Genomic DNA, 20,404 nt, shown 5'->3' with positions numbered 1-20,404 from the left:
CACGATCTTCTCGCTCGCCTGCGAAAAGCTCGGCTCGCGCGCGGCGGACGGATCGGGCATCATCAATGTCGCGATCTTCGGCGGCGCGGTCGTCCCGCTGCTGTTCGGCGTCCTCGCCGATACCACCGGCAGTCTCCCCCTTGCCCTCACCCTCCCCGCCATCTGCTACGCCATCATCGCCAGCTTCGGCCTCTTCGCGCGAAAACCCGCAACAGCGTGACAGGGAGGGGGCGCAACTCTTTGGGGTTCGCAAATCGACGCAGTTCTGCCATGCGTTCCCGACATGCGGTGACGCGGGGGCGTTTACGAAATGACTGACACAGAATTGGCTGCCCATCTCGCCCAAATCGCTGGCAACATATTGATTGAAGTCCGCGATAGCGGGATGTTTACCGGCAAGGCGCTGGGCAAGGCTGGCGATCAGACCGCAAATCAGTTTCTCGTCAGTGCCCTACGCGAACAGCGACCCGACGACGGGCTGCTTTCCGAAGAAAGCAGGGACACCGACGAGCGGCTTTCCAAGGACAGGGTCTGGATCGTCGATCCGGTCGACGGCACACGGGAATATGGCGAAGCCCGAACCGATTGGGCGGTCCACGTCGCATTATGCGTAAAGGGCAGGCCGGAGACAGGTGCAGTTGCATTACCGGGCCTAGGCATCGTTTTGCGCAGCGATGCTCCCATTGCACTACCCGCCCTTCCCCAAAGGCCCCGCATGGTGGTCAGCCGCACACGGCCGGCCACCGAAGCGGTTGCGGTATCCGATACAATCGGAGCGGAACTTATCGGCATGGGTAGCGCCGGTGCCAAGTCCATGGCCGTGGTTCGCGGCGAGGCGGAAATATACCTCCACACAGGCGGCCAGTACGAATGGGACAGCGCGGCCCCCGCTGCTGTTGCACTGGCCCATGGCCTTCATGCGAGCCGCATCGATGGCAGCCCGCTCGTGTACAACAATGCCGATACCTATATGCCGGACCTGCTGATCTGCCGGGCTGAATGGGCCGAACAGGTACTGGCCGAAGTCGCGAAGATTTCGACCTAGTCTTCGACCTGTGCAAGCAGTTGGCGCGCGCGGGACAGATGCGGACGATCAAGCATCCCGCCCCTCCAGCCGATCGCTCCCGCGCCCGGATTGTCTTCGAAAAGGGCAACGATCTCACGCGCCTCGGCGACCTCTTCCTCGCTCGGCGTGAAAGCTTCGTTGATGACCGGCACCTGGGCGGGATGAATCGCCAGCATTCCACGATAGCCCTGACGTCGAACCTCGATCGTACGTTTGCGGAGACCCTCGAGATCGCGGAAATTGGTGTCGATCGTCTCGACTGGTACGACTTCAGCAGCCGCTGCCCCGAGCAGGCACAGGCTCCTGGCGAGTTTGTATGTGAACGCGAATTCGCCTTCGAAATCCTTATTGCTCTGCGCCCCGAGAGAATCGGCAAGGTCCTCCGCACCCCAGGTCATCCCGACCAGGCGCGGTGCCCCGGCATAATCGCCCGTGGTGAACATCGCTGCCGCGGTTTCGGTTACCAATGCGATGACCGGGGTAGAGCCGGGTTCTATTCCGTTTTCCGCTTCCAGCGCCGTCATCTGGCGGTCCAGTTCCTCGACATCAGCGCGGCCGCGCGACTTGGGGAGCATAATGCCGCCGGGCCGCGCGGGCATGACGATGGCCAGATCGTCGGCCGTCCACTCGCCGTCGAGCGGGTTGACGCGAACCCACAGGCGAGCGCGTTGCGCCTCATCCTTGCTGCGCAGAAGTTCCGCGATCGCATTGCGGGCATCGGCCTTGCCGCTTTCGACGACGGCGTCTTCGAGATCCAGGATGACGATGTCGGCCTCGCCGTCGGCGGCCTTGTTCATCTTCTTGTCGCTATCGCCGGGCGCGAAGAGCCAGCTGCGCATGCGGAGGGTGGGTAAGTTGATCATGTACATGCTTGAGGCGAAAGGAGGGGCCCGCGTCAAGGATGAAGCGCCATGCCGTAACGTCCACATGGTTGCGCTTGCCCGCATTCGATTATGCGGTATGTTAAGGCCTCTTTGACTTGCGATTCCGGCTGACAGGATAATCCACGCTCGAATAGACGCGGTGGAAATTTGGATCCATCAGGGAATCTCGACTAGGGTCGAGGAACTTTTTGAATATAGGGTATCCAACCGGCAGCAGCTTTTAGGTTTACCCGCACGACTATGAGTAGAGGCCACAGAGCGTCCAGCAGAATGGGTCGTGGCCGTGGGCCGAAGAGCCCGATAGAAGGACAGGAATTAGAGGAGAGGCCTATGGCAACACAGCTTGAACCCGACACCCGTGTCGATGAAAATGCGTTTCGCACCGAAGTGCAGGAATTCATCGCCGCGAATTTTCCCGAGGAACTGAAGAACAGGGGCCACGCCCTTGCCGGCGTGGAAGGACCCAGCAAGGAAACTCCGGCGCAGAAGGCATGGCGCGAAGCCGTGGGCGAGCGCGGCTGGGGCACACCGACCTGGCCCAAGCAATATGGCGGCGGCGGACTGAACAAGGCCGAAGCCCGCATCGTCGAGCAGGAATTTGCCAAAGCCGGCGCCTACAACCCGATCGGGGGCATGGGCGTGATGATGTTTGGCCCGACGCTCCTGGAATATGGCAGCGAAGAGCAGAAGCAGGAGCATATCCCACCCATCTGCCGCGGCGAAATCCGCTGGTGCCAAGGCTATTCCGAACCCAATGCCGGGTCCGACCTTGCCAATCTGCAGACCTTTGCCGAGGACAAGGGCGACCACTATCTCGTCAATGGCCAGAAAACCTGGACCAGCGGCGGCCAGTGGGCCGACAAGTGCTTCGCCATCGTGCGGACCGACAAGAGCGACAAGCACAAGGGCATCAGCTTCATGCTGATCGACATGGACACGCCGGGCGTGGAAGTGCGCCCGATCACCATGATCAGCGGGATGAGCCCGTTCTGCGAAACCTTCTTTACCGACGTCAAGGTGCCGAAGGAAAACCTGGTGGGCGAAGAAGGCCAGGGCTGGACCATCGGCAAACGCCTGCTCCAGCACGAACGGACCAATCTTTCGGGCGGCGGCAGCATGGCCCGGATGATGGGTGCCAGCCTGTCGAACATCGCCAAGAAATATTGCGAAACCAATGAGGACGGATCGCTGGCCGACCCGATCCTGCGGGACAAGATCGCGAATTTCGAAATCCGCTGGTCGAGTTTCCTGCTGACAGCGCGCCGCGCAGTCGATGAAAGCAAGGCGCAAGGCGGCGTTTCCGAGATCAGTTCCGTCCTCAAGAAGGTCGGCACGACGCTTGGGCAGGAACGCGCGGAGCTCCTGATCGAGATCCGCGGCCTTCAGGGCCTGGGCTGGGAAGGCGACGAGTTTTCCGACAGCGAACTGGAATCCGTGCGCGGCTGGCTCTTCGGCAAGGCAACCACGATCTATGGCGGGTCGACCGAGATCCAGAACAACATCATCGCCAAGCGCGTGCTTGGCATGCTCGACCACCAGTAAGAGGGGAGCACACAGACAATGGCAGTTCTCAACGAAGAACAGGAAATGCTGCGCGATATGGCGCGCGACTGGGCAATGAACGAAAGCCCCGTAGCCGAATTCCGCAAGGTACGCGCCAGCGGCGAACCGCAGGCCTATAATGCCGATGCATATGCGACGATGGCGCAAATGGGTTGGGCCGGGGTCATCATTCCGGAAGAGCATGGCGGGTCCGACTTCGGCTTCATGTCGGCCGGACTGGTTATCGAAGAGCTCGGCAAGACCCTGACCGCCAGCCCCCTGATCGCCACGACTATCGCTGCCAGCGCCATCATACTTGGCGGCAGCGACGAGCAGAAGGCAAAATGGCTGCCGAAGCTGGCCAGCGGCGAAGCCGTTGCAACCCTGGCGGTGGACGAAAGCGCTCGTCACGATCCTTCCGGTATTGAAACCAGCGTGTCCGGCGGAAAGATGACCGGCAAGAAAGCCTTCGTCCATGAAGCGCATGGCGCCGACCTGTTCGTGGTCGCAGCCAAGGACGGCCTCTATCTGGTCGAAAATGGTGATGGAGTTTCGCTGACCACTCGCAAGCTGACCGACCAGCGCAATCATGCCGATATCGCATTCGATGGCGCAGCGGCGGAAAAGCTCGACGGCGGCGGCGACAGCCTGCTGGAGGACGTACTCGATCGTGCACGCGTGCTGACGGCTGCCGAGATGCTCGGCATGGCGCAGGCCGTGTTCGACACGACGCTCGACTACCTGAAGCAGCGGGTGCAGTTCAGCCAGGTTCTTGCGACGTTCCAGGCGCTGCAGCATCGCATGGCCGATCTGTTCGCCGACCTTGCGCAGATGCGTTCGGCCGTCGAAGGCGGCCTACAGGCGATCGACAGCGGGTTCGGTGTGGCGCAGGCCGCGACCGTCGCCAAGGCGGAAGCCAACCGTGTTCTGCATCTCATCAGCAATCAGGGCATCCAGTTGCACGGCGGCATCGGGATGACCGATGAATATAATGTCGGCTTCTACCTGAAGCGTGCCCGAGTGCTGGAATCGTCCTGGGGTTCATCGAGCTATCTCCGGGATCGCTTTGCCCGGTTGAGCAAGTACTGACGACAAAAGAGGCGCCCGCGATATTGCGCATATCGCGGGCGCCTCTTCCTTTAAGAACGGGCGATATCTTCGTTCGGCCTCGACGGGACACGGCGTACCGGCCGACCTTTACGCAGGCGCCGTGATCATCCCCTGCGCCATGACCGACAGATAGGTCTTCACCGCATCTTCGCTCTTATCGAAACGTGCCGCCCAATGCCGTGCATCATAGGCCGAGTTGACCGTGGACATCAGCACCTGCCCGGCCACGAGCGGATCTATCGCGCGGACCGAGCCATCCGCGACCCCATCGATAAGCATGCCCGCGAAGCGCCGTGCCAGCCGATTGGACCGCGTAACGACATCTTCCTTATGTTCGGCATCGAGCGCCTGAAGCGCCGTGGTGCGCAATAGCGGCGTACCATCGAAAAACTGCAGATCGATCAGTTCGGCAAGGACACTCGACAATCGAGTCCAGTAATCAGTCTCGATGTCGCGCCCGGCGATCTGGACGGCCGACAGGCGATCATAGCTCTGCTGGAAGCAGGCGAGTACCAGATCGTCCTTCGCCTCGTGATGGTGATAGAAGCTGCCCTTGGTCACATTGAGGCTTTCGGCAATGCGACTGACCGACGCGCCGCGATAGCCGCGCTCGTTGATCGTCACCGTAGCAGCCCGCAGAAACGCTTCGTTCTGCCCGGCCTGTTCATCATCCGACGTGCGCCAATTGCCGACGAGTTGCTGGGGATCGACCAGTCCGCGCGTCGTTGGCAGACCGTAAGCGAGGATATCGAACAGGCGATCCTCGATCCGTGAAAAGTCGAGAACGGAATAGCGCAGCGACCAGACCGGCCACCACATCATCGCTTCGAGAAGGATATGGGCGCGCGCCGAAAACAACGCCCGTTCTTCCCGGTCAGCCCAATCGCCAAAGAACCGCCGTACCAGGTCCACAACCCGCAGGTAATGAGCCATCAGCGCGTCATAGGCCGCCCTGTCGAGCGTGCGGATTTCGGACAATGCAGTGGTCAGTCCCCGTTCGCCCGCGCGGATGCGTTTGCGAAGGGTGACATGGGCGGCGATGAAATGGCGCAGCCGAGCCGCCGGATTATCCTGTTCCAGCGCCTCTGCCGCCATCCGCTCCATCAGGGTGAGCGTTTCGTCATAGACCGCGACGACGAGTTGTTCCTTGCGGGGAAAATAATAGGTCACGCTGGTCGCATTCAGCCCGATGGCCTGTGCAACATCCGCAAGCGTCGTTGCCTGCACGCCCGCATCATTGATCAGGATCGACGCCGCATTGACGATGGCATCGCGTTTTTCCCCGAACTTGCGGGTGTTGGGTGCGCGGCTCATGAGGCGAAGATGCGCATGGCGATGCCGAGCACCCTATTTCCCGGGGATGTCGGGAGGCTGTTGCACCGGTGTAGCTTGCCATCGGAAAGTCGCAATCGGTGAGCGTTGCCAGTCCCTGCCCGCCAGCCAAAAGGCCACACGATCGCCATTGCGCGCGCAAGCTCGCTCATCCCAATCCCCTCTTGCTGTCGCCTCTGTCGGGCGACTCTCTCTCTCCAATGCACAAGCTACACCCGTCCAACCCCGACACGCAAGCCGTGTTCGAAGTTGAGGTATGAGGGTGGCAAGAACAGATGAATCCGCTATTCGTACAAAACCGAAGCATAGGTATGCGCGGAGAGGAGACAGGAATGTTCGAGCTGGCAGACGCCGGAACACTGGGATTCGATGACGAGCGACTGGCGCGAATCGCACCCTTCCTTGCCAAGACTTATATCGACAGCGGGCGCTTGCCCAATGCCCAGCTGGTCATCGCGCGGGACGGACAGCCCGTACATTACACCAAGCTAGGTTCGATGGGAGACGACAAGCGCGAACTGCGCGATGACGCCCTGTTCCGTATCGCCAGCATGACCAAACCCGTCACATCGATCGCTTTCATGCAGCTGGTCGAGCAATGCGAGGTTGCGCTGGAAGAACCGGTTGCGCGCATCTTCCCCGAATTTGCCGACCTGAAGGTCTATGCTGGCGGCGGCGGGGCGATCCCGTTTGCGCCCGGAAAGCCTGCCGGCGCGATGCGTTTCGTCGACCTGCTGACGCATATGTCCGGCCTCACATACGGACTGCAGAACCGCAACAATATCGATGCGGCCTATCGCGAGAACAATTTCGATTTCGCCCGGGATCACCTCGATAGCGATGCCTTTATCGAGAAGCTGTCGAAGCTGCCGCTGGAGTTCGCACCGGGGACCGGCTGGAATTATTCGGTTTCCACCGATGTGCTGGGCGTTGCCGTCGAACGGATCAGCGGAATGCGGCTTGGCGATTATTTCGAAAAGCACATTTTCGCACCACTGGGGATGACAGACACGCATTTCGGCGTGGCCGAGGGACAAAGCGAGCGGCTGGTCGATGCCTATGCCTACCAACCGGGCCATGCGCCCAAGATGATCAATGCCGGTGCGACCAGCAAACTGAACGAGCCGGGCGCCTTCGACAGCGGCGGTGGCGGGCTGATCGGCACGATTGCCGATTACCACCGGTTTTCGACCATGCTGCTGAATGGCGGAGAACTGGACGGCGCGCGCATCGTTAGCCCAAAAACCATACGGTTGATGCGTACCAACCACTTGCCGAACAATGCCGACCTGACCGAAATGTCGAGCAGCCTGTTTTCCGAAGCCAACAATGCCGGAACCGGTTTCGGCCTTGGCTTTGCCATGGTTATCGACCCGTCGAAGACGCTAATGCCGTCGAGCGAAGGCGAATTCTATTGGGGCGGCGCATATTCGACCGCCTTCTTCGTAGATCCGGTCGAACGGATCACCATGGTATTCATGACGCAGGTCTACCCTTCGTCGACCTACCCGATCCGCCGTCAATTGAAGACGCTGATCTATTCCGCCCTAACCGACAGCTATGCCGATGGAGACCGTCCATGACTTCCCCTATTCGCACCGAACGCCACGATAACGTCCTTGTCGTCATTTCCGACAATCCCCCGGTCAACGCACTCGGCGAGGCAGTGCGTGCCGGGCTGAAGGACGCGATCGCGGAAGCGCTGGCAGACGACGGTGTCGAGGCCGTCGTGATCCGCTGCGACGGTCAGACCTTCTTTGCCGGTGCCGATATCACCGAGTTCGGCAAGCCGCCGGTCGGCCCCAATTTGCCGGAAACGCTGGATGCGATGGAAGCGAGCGACAAGCCGGTCATCGCGGCCATCCATGGGACGGCGCTGGGAGGCGGCTGCGAGGTTGCGCTGGCCTGCCATTACCGCGTTGCCGTGCCTTCGGCAAAGCTCGGCCTGCCCGAAGTGAAGCTGGGACTGATTCCGGGCGCCGCTGGCACGCAGCGCCTGCCGCGCCTTGTCGGGGCGGAGGCCGCCCTCCCCCTCGTGGTCGGCGGCAATCCGATACCTGCGAAGAAGGCCGAAGCAATCGGACTGCTCGACGCGCTGGTGGGCGAAGACAGCCTTGAGGCAGACGCCATCGCCTTTGCCAAATCGAAGATCGGCCAGCCGGTCCCGCGCGCATCGGAAGGCAAGGCCAATGAAGACGGCGTTCGCGATCCGGACCTATTCGACCGTTTCCGCGCCTCGCAAGCACGCAAAATCCGCGGTTTCGATGCGCCCAATGCCGCGATCGAGGCGGTCAAGGCGGCAGGCGAACTGTCCTATGCCGACGGCGTGAAGAAGGAACGCGAACTGTTCGGCAAGCTGATGGGCGGCACGCAGAGCGCGGCCATGCGCCATTATTTCTTCGCCGAACGCGCTGCCAACAAGATCGACGATGTGCCCAAGGACACGCCGCTGATCCCGATCAGGAAGGTCGGCGTCATCGGCGCCGGCACGATGGGCGGCGGCATCACGATGAATTTCCTGTCGGCCGGCATTCCGGTGACGATCCTGGAAATGGCGGAAGACGCGCTCGATCGCGGCACGCGCACCATGCGCAAGAATTACGAGAACACCGCCAAGAAAGGCCGCATGACGATGGAGGCGGTCGATACCGCCATGGGCCTGCTCACTCCGACGTTGTCCTATGACGATCTGGCCGATTGCGATCTCGTGATCGAAGCCGTCTACGAGAATATGGACGTGAAGAAGAAGGTATTCGCCAAGCTCGACGAAGTGGTGAAGGACGGCGCGATCCTTGCCTCCAACACCAGCTATCTCGACATCGACGAAATCGCCACGGCCACCAAGCGGCCCGGCTATGTCGTCGGCCTGCACTTCTTCTCGCCCGCCAATGTCATGAAGCTGCTGGAAGTCGTGCGCGGCAAGGAAACGCGCGACGATGTGCTCGCGACGGTGATGAAGCTGTCCAAGAAGATCGGGAAAGTGGCCGCAGTGTCCGGCGTCTGCCCCGGCTTCATCGGCAATCGCATGCTTTCCAAGCGTCAGGAACAGGCCAATGCGCTGATCATGGAAGGCGCGAATTACTGGGATGTCGACGACGTTCTGCTGGAATTCGGCTTTCCGATGGGGCCGTTCCAGATGGGCGATCTGGCCGGGATCGATATCGGCTGGCACCGCGATCCGAGCAAGGTGACCACCGTGCGCGAAGCCCTGTGTGCGGCGGGCCGCTTCGGGCAGAAGGCTGGCAAAGGCTTCTACGACTATGACGAAGCGCGCAACCGAACGCCGTCGGACGAAGTGAAGCAGATCATTGCCGATTTCGCTGCCAAGGAGGGCAAGGAACAGCGCGAGATTTCAAAGGACGAAATCCGCGAGCGGCTGCTCTATCCCATGGTCAACGAAGGCGCGAAGATCCTCGAAGAAGGCATGGCGCAGCGCGCCAGCGACATCGATGTGGTGTGGATCAACGGCTATGGCTGGCCGCTCTATACGGGCGGACCGATGTTCTGGGCGAAGACCATCGGTTTCGAAACGGTAGTCGAGGGGCTGGACAGACACGGTCTTCCGATTAGCGAGCATCTGCGCAAAACGGCCGCGGACGGTGGATCGCTCGATTGAGGCTGCTTTAGTGCGGCAATTTCGAAACAGCGGTACGCAATTCGACGAACAATCCGGCACGTTGGACCGTTGCACCTTGACATAAATGAGCATTTTCCCTTGAGATTCGAGGCAAGGGTATGCGCCGGATAAGGCGCGCCCGCACGGAGAGGAGAAACCGATGAAAAGATTCAATCTACGCCAACAATGCGCCCTCGGAGCACTGGCGGGGGCGATGGCCTTTGCGCCATCCGCTGCTTCGGCTCAGGACACGACGACCACGGAACAGGATACCGATCTTGTCGCCGCGGCGGATGTCGATGACGGTAATGTCATCATCGTTCGCGCGCAGGGACGTGACCAGACCCTGTCGGATGTGCCGGTGGCCGTTTCGGCCGTGACCGCGGAAACGCTGCAGAAATCCGGTGTCGCCGACATTCGCGACATGAACCAGGTTGCGCCGTCGCTGCTCATTTCTTCGACCGGTAACGAATCCAACGGCTCTGCCCGTATCCGCGGCATCGGCACGGTTGGCGACAACCCTGGCCTCGAAAGCTCCGTCGCGGTGTTCATCGACGGTGTCTATCGCTCGCGCTCGGGTAATGCCCTCTCCGAACTCGGACCACTCGATCGCGTCGAAATCCTGCGCGGCCCTCAGGGCACGCTCGGCGGCCGCAACTCGTCGGCCGGTTTGATCAATATCTATACCGCCCCGCCCGAGATGGACGGATTTTCGGGTTATGGCGCTTTCACCTACGGCAATTACGATGCCATTCGTGTCGAAGGCGGCATCAACGCGCCCTTGGGCGAAACGGTGGCTGCGCGTGTCGACGGTGTCTATTTCCAGCGCGATGGGTTCTATAACGATGTCGTCAACGACACGAGAGTGAACGATCGCGATCGCTACCTCATTCGCGGACAGTTGCTGTTCGAGCCGACGTCGGATCTCAGCATCAGGCTCGTCGGTGATTACTCGAAGAAGGACGAGGCGTGCTGCGCCGCTACCTTCGTACAGCCCAGCTTCGCTCCGCTTGCACGACTGTCGGACGATCTGCCTCCGACATCAGCCGATGCAAAGTTCGACTATCCCGGATCGCTGACGCCTGCACTGACAAGCACGGCCAATCCGATCATCCCGGTGTTGCTGGCACTCGGCCAGGACCCGCGGGCGCTTAACCAGTCGACGTTCAACCGCGACATCTACGTGACCCCGGGACGCAGCTATCAGGGTGAAACCGAGGATTACGGTATCTCCGGCGAAGTCAATTGGGACTTCGGCAACGTTACGATGACGTCGATCACCGGCTATCGCGACTATTCCAACTTCCAGGGTTCGGACACGGACTATACCCAGGTCGATATCCTGTATCGCGCTCCGGGGCCGAATGCCGGTGCGCGCGAGTTCAAGACATTCACGCAAGAGCTCCGGTTCAACGGTTCGCTGCTCGATGACCGCATCGACTGGCTGGTCGGCGGCTTCTACGCCAATGAAAAGCTGGAGACCCGCGACAATCTGAGGTTCGGCACACAATATGGAGCATTCGCTCCGTGCCGCGTCGTGAACGCTGTCAATCCAGCGCTTGCCTCGCCACTCAGCACCGGATGTCTAAGCGCTGGTGGACGCGCAGCGCTGCTGGCCGCGAACGGCGGTGCGGGCGCGTTTGGTGCCGCAACCCCGCTGATTTTTGCCGGCTTGGACAATCTGGCCCAGATCAACGATCTTGGCGGCACGGGCGATGTGTACAATCAGAAGAGCGAAAACTTTGCGCTCTTCACTCACAATATCGTCCACATTACCGACAAGCTCGATCTGACGTTGGGTCTTCGTTACACAAATGAAACGAAGGACTTCAACGCATCGTTCGGCAACGACAACGTCATCTGCCCGCAGAACCGCGCCCTTCTGGGCTCCCTGCTTGGGGTCCCGAGTTTGGCTGGCCTAGCAGGCGGTATCATCTCACTGTCGTGTCAGGGCAATTCGACTTCGGAACTGGACGGCGTATCGCTCGCCGATACTCGCGACGAAGATCAATTCACCGGCACGGCGATCCTGAGCTACAAGGCCACTCCGGACCTGTTGTTCTACGGTTCTTACTCGCGCGGCTACAAGGCTGGCGGCTTCAATCTCGACCGCTCGGCGCTGACGACCCCGGTAGCGTTCAATGTGAACACGCTGGATCCGACGAACTTGCAGTTCGAGGAAGAAACCGTCGATGCCTTCGAAATCGGTGCGAAGTATCAGACCCGCCAGTTCGGCGTCAGCGTTGCCGCGTTCCGTCAGGAATTCACGAACTTCCAGTTGAACACGTTCAACGGTTCCGTCTTCCTCGTGCAGAACATCAACGCCTGTAAGGACGATCTGGGCGGAGCAGATCGTGACAACAGCGCGGCGACTGGCGCATGTGCCAGCGATCGGACCAAGCCCGGCGTGGTCGCCAAGGGTGTCGAGATCGAAGCGAACCTGTCTCCGGTCCGCGACCTCACTGCAACACTTGGCCTCACTTACGCCGATACCAGCTTTGCCGACAATCTGATCGGCAACGAGGACGGAACCCCGCTCGATCCGGCGCTGCGTCTGCTTCCGGGCGACAATATGTCCAATGCTCCCGAGATCGTAGCGACGTCGTCACTCAGTTGGACCCCGCCCATCGGTGATAGCGGCATGCGCGGCCTCTTCTTCGTGAATGCCCGTATGACCAGCGATTACAACACCGGGTCGGACCTGCTGTACGGCAAGGAGCAGGATGGCTTTGTCGTGGTCAATGGACGGATCGGCGTGACCAATATCGGCGGCAGCTTCTCGGTCGAAGGTTGGGTGCAGAACCTGTTCGACACCGATTACACGCAGGTCGCCTTCAATACGCCGTTCGTTGCGGAACAGCAGACCTATTCGGCCTTCCTGGCCGAACCGCGGACCTACGGCGTCACGGTCCGCGCCGAATTCTAATCGGCATAAATCCTGACAAGGAAGGGCCCGGCATCTCACGATGCCGGGCCCTTCTTCATTTAACGCATGATCGTAACCCGCCATGCTCGATTGCGATACGAAGCTTGCTAGGCTGACGACTTCACAAGTGACTTCAGTCTGCTCGTCTGGAGATGCCTGTTCACGGCTCTTCGTTCGGCCTTTTCCATCCACTGCGCGATCGTGAGATCGCCCTCTGCCACATCTGCGAGAACCGCACCGCGGCTGCCGGCAGGCTTCGGCGTTCCTATCGTGCTGTCGACTGCCGTCTGTCGTTCGATTTCTGCATTCAGCAAGGCTCCCGCGAGGACCCCGTAGGCCGATAGAAACAGCCACATTAGGAACACAACGATGGCAGATAGCGACCCATACGTCGCGTTGTAGTCGCTTACATAGGCCACGTAGAACGAAAAGCCGAACGAGACGGCTATCCAAAGCACCGTGGCAAGCATCGCACCGGGAGCAAGCCAACGCCACTGGGCAGGTTTGCGGTCCGGCCCGTACCGCATGATCAGAGCGAACCCTACACTTCCGAGCAGTATCGAGGCGATCCAGGTCACGCATTTGATCGCGAATTCGGCGGCCGGGCCGAAAAGTCCGCCCGCCTGCGTTTGCAGCCACGCGAACATCCCGCTGCTGATCAACCCGGTCAACGCCACCAGGATTGCTGCCAGTGTCAGAGCGGCAGCGCGAAGGGTCCGCGAAATGAAACCACGGGTTTCGTGTTCCTCGTTGATGATGTTGAGCGCGCCGATAAGCCCGTTGGCAGCACGCATTCCGCCGTAGATCGCAAATATCAGAGCAATCGCAAGGGCAAACCCCGTGACGCCTGCATTTGCGGTCACGACGCCCATGAGCTGATCTTCGATGACCGTAGCAACTTCGCTCGGCACCACTTCGATGATCGTCTGCATCTGGGTATGCACGGTATCGACATTGCCGACCAGGCCATAAACCATGACGGTCGCAGCTATCAGCGGAGTAAGCGCAAGGAAGGTGAAAAATGCCACACCTGCCCCCAAAAGCGACAGATTGTGGAATCCCCACATCGTCCACACCCGCCTAAGAATCTGTTTCCAAGCGGCTTTCGGCATCTGCAAAGGGCTTTTAGCGGTTGCACCGGGCGCGTCTTTGGAGGATGACTCCATGTCGAGGGTGGGATTTTCGACCTCATCGGGAGCGTGTTGACCGCCTGGCGTTGATCCGATTCTTCCTTCGCTTTGCACGTTGGGTCGCTTTCTATGGTTGTCGATATGCCCTTTGCTGTTGAAACACCGCCGCGGGGCAAATGTGCCCCCGCGCGTCGCAGTGCATCATCGGCTCTGGCCTTGGCGATGGCACTGGTTGCGGTTCCGGCAGTGGCGCAAAGCACCGATGCCACGGTCGGCCAGACAAGCGAACTCGACGTTCCGGCCCCGCCCGCCGATGCGAACCTTCCGCAAGTCGAGCCGGTCATCAGCGAGGAGGAGTTCGACGAAACTATCCCCGAACTCGACTCTTCGAACGATCCCGCCCTGGACGCGCCGTTGGAATCGATCGAAGACTTCGAACGGAGAGTTGTCCAGGAACAGGCTGGCGCTGCTCCTGCCGAGGGTCAGGACGCCCCGCTTGGCGACCCAACCCTCGCCGATGGGGATGCAGTGGAAGAAATCGGCGATGCGCCCATTCGCGATGCCGAACTGGCCGCCCCCCTTCCCCCGCTGGATCAATTCAATGTGGAGCCTGTCGAGTTTGCACAGGACGCAACCGATACCGAAACCACAGAGATCGCCTATTCCGTCCGCGTCAACGGCCTCGAAGCTGCAGACGAAGAGACGGCCACCAGCCTGCGCGACCAGTTTGATAGCCTCTCCGCGCTGGAAGACGGGGATGGCAAAGCGGCGAATGTCGCACAGATCACCGCCCGGCTGACGGAAGACAGCGCCTTGATGCAGCGCATCCTTGCCTCGGAAGGCTGGTACGAGGCGCGCGCAGCCACACAAATCGATCGGACCGGCGAAGGCGATGGACTGTCGCTTACTGCAGTGATGGATGTCCTGCCGGGACCGCGATATTCCTTTTCCGACATTGTGATCGACGCTGATCCGACCGAGCCCCCGGACCTGATCCGCAAAAATCTGGTTCTCAAGACTGGCGATCCGATCGTCGCGGCGCGGGTTCAGGGCGCGGAGGCGAATGTCGCCGTTGCCCTGCCGGAAAACGGCTATCCCTTCGCGGAAATCGGCCAGCGCGACATTCTTCTGGACCAAGAGACGGGCGACGGTGTGTATACACTGCCCGTTACAACCGGCCCGCGGTCGCGCTTCGGAGAAATCCAGACCACTGGCGACCTGGCGTTCGATGCAGAGCATGTCGGCGTGCTGGCCCGGTTCGAGCAGGGCGAAATTTACGACAGCCGCATGGTCGACGATCTACGGCAGGCGCTGGTCGCGACAGGACTGTTCAACACCGTATCCGTACTGCCCCAGCAAACTGGCGAACCGGCCGGCGAAGGCACCGAATACGCGAACATTCTCGTCGAGCAGGAAGCTGGCCCACCGCGAACTCTGGCGGGAAGTGCAGGGTTTGGCACCGGGCAAGGGTTCCGCGTCGAGGGCAGCTGGACCCATCGGAACCTTTTCCCGCCCGAGGGTGCGCTCATCGGTCGCGGTGTGGTTGGCACACAGGAACAGGGCGCCGGGGTAACCTTCCGTCGGTCCAACGCCGGACAGAGAGATCGCACATTCCAGGCAACGGCCGAAGCCCTGCACAGCAATTACGATGCGTATGAAGCCTTCACCGGGCGGCTTTCGGCGCTGATCAGTTACGATTCGACCAATATCTGGCAGAAGCCGTTCACCTATGCCTACGGCGTCCAGCTGATCGGTACGAACGAGCAGGATTACGATTTTGCCCTTCAGGACCTATCACGGCGAACCTTCTTTATCGGCGGGTTGATAGGCCAAGCCGGGATCGATCGGACCAACAGCCTGCTCGACGCCACCGAAGGCTTCAAGATCACCGCGATCATCGAACCGGAAGGTTCGTTGCAGGACGGTTTCACACCTTACGTCCGCGCACGTCTGGATGGTTCGGCCTATTTCTCGCCGACCGACGCGATCACCCTTGCCGGCCGCGTCCGTGTTGGCACAATCCAGGGTATCGAGCGATTTGATCTGGCGCCGTCGCGGCGTTTTTATGCCGGTGGCGGCGGTTCCGTGCGCGGCTTCGGCTATCAGCAGCTCGGACCGCGCGTGGTGCTCGACAATCCCGATTTCGATCCAGACGATCCGGACGAATCCGCCGATCCCTTCATCTACCGCCCCTTGGGGGGGCGCAGTCTCAACGAGGCCGCAGCCGAAGTGCGCTATCGCTTCGGCAATTTCGGTGTTGTCGGATTCGTCGATGCTGGCCAGGTATACGAAGACACGCTGCCTGATTTCAGCGACCTGCGGTTCGGAGCAGGGATCGGCGGGCGCTATTATACCAATTTCGGACCCTTGCGGATCGATCTCGCCATGCCGCTCGACAGGCGCCCGGGCGAAAGCAAATTCGCCGTTTACGTATCGATCGGGCAGGCATTCTGATGGCCGAGGAAACGGAAACCGTCCGCCACCATGACAACCGTGCTCGCCAGGTGGCGAAATGGGCCGGTATCGTCATCGGCGGCCTCGTCCTCCTGGTGGCAGCCTTGCTGCTTGGTCTCAACACGGGGCCGGGCAAGCGCTTCGTCGCCGATCAGATTGCCGCTCTCGAATTCGAGAACGGCATGGAGATCGGCGTCGGCCGTATCGAGGGATCGCTGTATGGCGAGATGATCCTGCACGACGTGTCACTGTCCGATCCGAAGGGTGTTTTCCTGACATCGCCCGAACTACGAATGGATTGGCGCCCATTCGCCTTCATCGGCAGCCATATCGACATCCGCTCGCTCACATCGCGGCTGGTTACCTTGCAGCGCCTTCCGGAATTCGCCGAGACGCCCCCGTCGGACGCCCCTTTGCTGCCCGATTACGATATCGATATCGGCGAATTGCGAATCGACCGCTTCGTGGCCGAGGCGCCGGTCAGCGGTGAACCCCGCGTCGCTTCGCTCGCGGGCAAGGCGCATATAGCCGATGGCCGGGCGCAGGCGACGTTCGATGCCGCAACCATTTCAGGCAGAAACCGGGCAGGCGGCGATCGCGTTGCGCTGGTTGTCGACGCCGTCCCCGAAGACAACAAGCTCGATCTGAAGCTCGACCTCGACGCCCCGGGCAACGGGGTGATCGCCGCGATGGCCGGCCTTACCGAGCCGCTTCGGGTCCAACTTGACGGCGCCGGCAACTGGGACGCCTGGAACGGGCGCCTCGACGCCAATCTCGCCAATAGTGAGCTCGCGCGTTTGCAGATCACAGCCCGCCACGGCACCTTTGCCGTGCGCGGCCCGACCCGCATCGCGCGCATGTTCGAAGGACCGACCGCAGCCCTTCTCGGCCCGGTGATGAATATTCAGATGTCTGCCGCCCTGGATGAGCGCCGGGTTACGCTCGACGGCAATCTGAACAGCGACGCATTTCGGCTGAACACGAACGGCCTCGTCGATCTGTCGGACAACAGCTTCGACGATCTGGCGCTGTCCTTCGTGCTGCTGAAACCTTCGGCAATGGCCGAGAACCTTCGTGGAAGTGGCCTGCGCGCCTTGCTGACACTCAATGGCGAATTCGCCACGCCGCGTGTCGAATATGCAATCAATGCCAACCGCCTGTCGATGAATGACATGGGGCTCGAAAACCTGCGCGCCAGCGGGGAAGCGACAGTCGATGCAGAGCGGATCATGATCCCGGTCGATGCCAGCGTGTCCCGCATCGTCGGGTTGGACACGGTGGCTGGCGGAACCTTGCGCAATGTCCGTCTGGCCGGGGATTTCGCCATCGACGGCACCCGCATCCTGTCGGACAATATGCGCATCCGCTCGGACCGGATCGATGCGGGCGTGATCCTGCTCGCGGATACGTCGACCGGGCTCTACACCGGTGCCATCGACGGCAAGATCGACAATTACCGGGTCGAAAGCGTCGGGATCTTCAACATCGAAACCGATGTCGATCTTGAATCGCAGGACGGCGGCTTCGCAATGGCCGGCCGCGTTCGCGCGCGATCAACGAGCCTGTTTAACGAGGGCGTGCGCGACTTTCTCGGCGGCAATGCGGTCGCGGCAAGCGACGTTCGCTATGGGCCGGACGGAATAATCCGATTTTCGAACCTGTCCCTGCGTGCCCCAGCCGCGCGCATCACAGGGGGCAGCGGTTTCTACGCGCCCGATGGAAGACTGGCCCTGAACGCGGATGGGGTCACCGATGCCTATGGCCGTATCGGAGTGAGAGTGGCTGGCACACTCAGCGATCCCGACGCGATTGTTACGGCAGAGCGACCCGATCTGGGCATCGGTCTGGCAAATTTACGTGCGAATATCACAGGGGCTCCCAATGGGTATCGCCTCGCCGCCACCGGCGATACCGATTACGGCCCGCTTACCGCGGATGTGGTGCTCGGAATGGGCGATCAGCTTACGCTCGACATCAACAACGCCGATCTGGCGGGCATCGGCTTTGCCGGTTCGCTTAGACAAACTCCGGCTGGACCGTTTGCAGGCCGTCTCGACGCCAATGGTCGAGGCGTTGCGGGTGTCGTCCGGCTTGATGCAGCCGGCGAATACCAGCAGGCACTCGTGAACCTTCGTGCTCAGAATACCGTGCTTCCCGGCCCTGCCAATTTGGCGATCGGATCGGCAATCATCGATGCACGGATCGTTCTTTACGAACAGCCCTATGTCGTTGCTGATGCCCAACTTTCCCAGACCACGTTCGGGAGCCTCAACCTTGCTGCGGCACGAGCGAAGATCGACTATCGCGATGGCAACGGGACTGCGCGCATTCTGGCGGAAGGGGTTAGCGGCGTTCCGTTCCGTGTCGCCGCGAATGCCGAGCTTAAGCCAGATCTCTGGCGCGCCGCACTCAAAGGACGGGTACGTGGTGTCGAATTCGCCACAGTCGGTCCGGCGCGCATCGTCCCGGGCGAGAACGACTATGAACTGCTGCCCACGCGGATCGATTTCGGTCGCGGAAACATTCGATTGGCTGGCACTTACGGCGAGGGGATGAAAATACAGAGCCGTCTGGATTCGCTCGATCTCTCAATCGTCGAAGCGTTCGTACCCGGTCTTGGTATCAACGGCAGTGCGACCGGCAGTCTGGATTTCGACCAGCCGAATGCTTCTGCATTCCCCCGCGCCGATGCCCGGCTGCAGATCGCGAATTTCAGCCGTACGACGGCGGTTTCGGTTAGCCAGCCGCTCGATATCAATTTCGTGGGCAAGCTGCTTCCAGATGGCGGTGAAGCGCGCGCGGTCATGCGTCGTCGTGGCAGCGTAATCGGTCGCCTGAATGCATCCCTGAGGCCGCTGCCCCCCGGCTCGGGTAGCTGGACTACCCGGCTTCTCGCAGCTCCGCTGGATGGCGGCATCCGTTACAACGGGCCAGCGGATACGCTGTTCTCGTTCGCCGGCCAGCCCGATCAGCGCCTGTCCGGGCCGATCGGCGTGGCGGCAGATTTCTCCGGCCGGGTACAAAGCCCGCAGCTGTCGGGGATCGTGCGCGCGAACAGTCTTACTTACGAGAACCAGACCTATGGGACGAGATTGTCGAACATGGCAATCGAAGGCCAATTCACTGGTGATCGTTTCGCCATTGAGCGTTTGACGGCGACGGCCGGTGACGGATCGGTAAGTGCGCAGGGTTTTATCAGCCTTGCCGAGGCGAGCGGTTATCCTATGAACGTCGACGTCACGCTGAACAACGCTCGGCTGGCTCGGAGCGACGCCCTTGCTGCCACCGCCACAGGCAATCTGCGCCTGGCAAAGGCTGCGGGCGAAACCGCCCTGCTCTCCGGCGAAATCACACTGCCGGAAACACGCTACCAGATCATCCGTCAGGGTTCGGCCGAAGTGCCCGAACTGACCGGCGTGCGATTCAAGCCACCGCGCGGCCCTAAGCGGATAACCGGTGAGGAGCCCGCCCAGCCACAGCCAGGGCTCTTCGACCAGCTGAGGCTCGATATCGCGTTGCGTGCTCCCGAGCAGCTCTATGTATCTGGCATGGGTCTCGAATCCGAGTGGAGTGCCGACATGCGGCTCGGTGGAACCAGCACCGCACCCCGCGTTTCGGGCGAGGTCGAGCTCGTGCGGGGAACGCTTGGGTTTGCCGGCCGGTCGTTCGAATTGAGCGAAGGTCGAGTAGACTTTACCGGTGGGACGTCCATCGATCCTGTAATTCAGCTCACGGCGACGGACGACATCGAGGACGTCGTCGTCAACGTCAATGTGTCGGGCCGTGCTTACGACCCGCAGATCGCCTTCTCGAGCGTTCCGGGATTACCGCAGGACGAAATCGTGTCACGCATTCTGTTCGGTAGTTCGATCGGTAATCTTTCGACCATACAGGCAGTGCAATTGGCAGCCTCGCTCAATTCGCTGCGCGGGAGTGGCGGCGGCCTCAATCCCCTTGGGAAGCTGCGCTCGGCAACTGGCGTAGACCGGCTCCGCATTCTTGGGCCCGACGATACCAACGGCCGCGGGACGGCGCTCGCCGCAGGTCAGTATCTGACCGACGACATCTATGTGGAATTCATCACCGATGCGCGGGGGTTCACCGCAACACAGCTTGAAGTAAGCCTGACACCGTTCCTGTCGATCCTCAGCCAAGCCGGTGGTTCGGGGGCTACCAATGTGAACGTGCGTTATCGGAAGAATTACTGATGCGACGGCTTGCAATTCTGCTTCCGCTCGCACTGTCAGCTTGCGAACGGGAGAAGTCGTTCGATGAGCGGTACGAGATTGCCCAAGACGAGATAGAAAGCAAAGCAAAGGAACTGGATCGGGAGCTCACCCCTTC

At 60.9% G+C, this 20,404-nt stretch carries 11 protein-coding genes and 1 pseudogene; 9 read left to right on the top strand and 3 right to left on the bottom strand.

Features of this window, described 5'->3' with window-relative positions:
* Both AC13F2_RS00760 and AC13F2_RS00755 read left to right on the top strand, forming a co-directional pair.
* Positions 1-220 (top strand): annotated as a pseudogene (locus AC13F2_RS00760) (glucose/galactose MFS transporter); the annotation flags it as partial.
* A gap of 90 nt (positions 221-310) precedes the next feature.
* Positions 311-1,045 (top strand): 3'(2'),5'-bisphosphate nucleotidase CysQ, encoded by a 735-nt coding sequence (locus tag AC13F2_RS00755; RefSeq protein WP_482963993.1) that lies wholly within the window; start codon positions 311-313, stop codon positions 1,043-1,045.
* Here the strand turns inward: AC13F2_RS00755 and AC13F2_RS00750 are convergent.
* A complete protein-coding gene (locus tag AC13F2_RS00750) occupies positions 1,042-1,935 on the bottom strand; it encodes an HpcH/HpaI aldolase/citrate lyase family protein (RefSeq protein WP_482963992.1) in 894 nt (297 codons plus the stop codon). The genes AC13F2_RS00755 and AC13F2_RS00750 overlap by 4 nt on opposite strands.
* A gap of 345 nt (positions 1,936-2,280) precedes the next feature.
* Here AC13F2_RS00750 and AC13F2_RS00745 point away from each other — a divergent pair, with 345 nt between their 5' ends.
* Positions 2,281-3,492: an acyl-CoA dehydrogenase family protein gene (locus tag AC13F2_RS00745; protein ID WP_482963991.1), complete on the top strand. Its 1,212-nt coding sequence runs from the start codon at positions 2,281-2,283 to the stop codon at positions 3,490-3,492.
* A gap of 18 nt (positions 3,493-3,510) precedes the next feature.
* Positions 3,511-4,581, top strand: coding sequence for an acyl-CoA dehydrogenase family protein (locus AC13F2_RS00740; protein WP_482963990.1), 1,071 nt, complete (start codon positions 3,511-3,513; stop codon positions 4,579-4,581).
* Positions 4,582-4,689: 108 nt separating this feature from the next.
* On the opposite strand, the gene AC13F2_RS00735 is transcribed toward AC13F2_RS00740, so the two are convergent.
* Positions 4,690-5,916, bottom strand: coding sequence for a TetR/AcrR family transcriptional regulator (locus AC13F2_RS00735; RefSeq protein ID WP_222827919.1), 1,227 nt, complete (start codon positions 5,914-5,916; stop codon positions 4,690-4,692).
* 350 nt (positions 5,917-6,266) lie between these two features.
* Here AC13F2_RS00735 and AC13F2_RS00730 point away from each other — a divergent pair, with 350 nt between their 5' ends.
* The 3 genes from AC13F2_RS00730 to AC13F2_RS00720 all read left to right on the top strand — a co-directional run bounded on the left by AC13F2_RS00730 (position 6,267) and on the right by AC13F2_RS00720 (position 12,476).
* Positions 6,267-7,517, top strand: coding sequence for a serine hydrolase domain-containing protein (locus AC13F2_RS00730; RefSeq protein WP_482963989.1), 1,251 nt, complete (start codon positions 6,267-6,269; stop codon positions 7,515-7,517).
* Complete coding sequence (locus AC13F2_RS00725; RefSeq protein ID WP_482963988.1) at positions 7,514-9,550, top strand: 3-hydroxyacyl-CoA dehydrogenase NAD-binding domain-containing protein; 2,037 nt, start codon at positions 7,514-7,516, stop codon at positions 9,548-9,550. The genes AC13F2_RS00730 and AC13F2_RS00725 overlap by 4 nt, the downstream gene beginning before the upstream one ends.
* A 160-nt stretch (positions 9,551-9,710) precedes the next feature.
* A complete protein-coding gene (locus AC13F2_RS00720; RefSeq protein WP_482963987.1) occupies positions 9,711-12,476 on the top strand; it encodes a TonB-dependent receptor in 2,766 nt (921 codons plus the stop codon).
* A 107-nt stretch (positions 12,477-12,583) separates the two neighbouring features.
* Here the strand turns inward: AC13F2_RS00720 and AC13F2_RS00715 are convergent, their stop codons facing one another.
* The gene (locus AC13F2_RS00715; RefSeq protein WP_482963986.1) at positions 12,584-13,642 is read right to left on the bottom strand and encodes a YihY/virulence factor BrkB family protein; all 1,059 of its coding nucleotides are present in this window, start codon (positions 13,640-13,642) and stop codon (positions 12,584-12,586) included.
* Between the two features lie 186 nt (positions 13,643-13,828).
* On the opposite strand from AC13F2_RS00715, the gene AC13F2_RS00710 reads away from it, so the two are divergent.
* Together AC13F2_RS00710 and AC13F2_RS00705 are read left to right on the top strand one after the other, a co-directional pair.
* Positions 13,829-16,060 carry an autotransporter assembly complex protein TamA gene (locus tag AC13F2_RS00710; protein WP_482963985.1) on the top strand — a complete coding sequence of 744 codons (2,232 nt, stop codon included), beginning with the start codon at positions 13,829-13,831 and terminating at the stop codon, positions 16,058-16,060.
* Positions 16,060-20,268, top strand: coding sequence for a translocation/assembly module TamB domain-containing protein (locus tag AC13F2_RS00705; protein WP_482963984.1), 4,209 nt, complete (start codon positions 16,060-16,062; stop codon positions 20,266-20,268). Before AC13F2_RS00710 ends, AC13F2_RS00705 begins: the two co-directional genes overlap by 1 nt.
* Positions 20,269-20,404: the final 136 nt, after the last annotated feature.

The sequence above is a fragment of the Qipengyuania sp. L-5Y genome, from assembly GCF_056859455.1.
Note: the sequence above shows the minus strand (reverse complement) of the source record. Positions and strands in the feature narration are given on the sequence as shown.

Bases quoted from the DNA above. Each gene is read 5' to 3' on its own strand.
- AC13F2_RS00755 (WP_482963993.1), top strand. From the start codon at position 311: ATGACTGACACAGAATTGGCTGCCCATCTCGCCCAAATCGCTGGCAAC.
- AC13F2_RS00750 (WP_482963992.1), bottom strand. From the start codon at position 1,935: ATGTACATGATCAACTTACCCACCCTCCGCATGCGCAGCTGGCTCTTC.
- AC13F2_RS00745 (WP_482963991.1), top strand. From the start codon at position 2,281: ATGGCAACACAGCTTGAACCCGACACCCGTGTCGATGAAAATGCGTTT.
- AC13F2_RS00740 (WP_482963990.1), top strand. From the start codon at position 3,511: ATGGCAGTTCTCAACGAAGAACAGGAAATGCTGCGCGATATGGCGCGC.
- AC13F2_RS00735 (WP_222827919.1), bottom strand. From the start codon at position 5,916: ATGAGCCGCGCACCCAACACCCGCAAGTTCGGGGAAAAACGCGATGCC.
- AC13F2_RS00730 (WP_482963989.1), top strand. From the start codon at position 6,267: ATGTTCGAGCTGGCAGACGCCGGAACACTGGGATTCGATGACGAGCGA.
- AC13F2_RS00725 (WP_482963988.1), top strand. From the start codon at position 7,514: ATGACTTCCCCTATTCGCACCGAACGCCACGATAACGTCCTTGTCGTC.
- AC13F2_RS00720 (WP_482963987.1), top strand. From the start codon at position 9,711: ATGAAAAGATTCAATCTACGCCAACAATGCGCCCTCGGAGCACTGGCG.
- AC13F2_RS00715 (WP_482963986.1), bottom strand. From the start codon at position 13,642: ATGGAGTCATCCTCCAAAGACGCGCCCGGTGCAACCGCTAAAAGCCCT.
- AC13F2_RS00710 (WP_482963985.1), top strand. From the start codon at position 13,829: ATGGCACTGGTTGCGGTTCCGGCAGTGGCGCAAAGCACCGATGCCACG.
- AC13F2_RS00705 (WP_482963984.1), top strand. From the start codon at position 16,060: ATGGCCGAGGAAACGGAAACCGTCCGCCACCATGACAACCGTGCTCGC.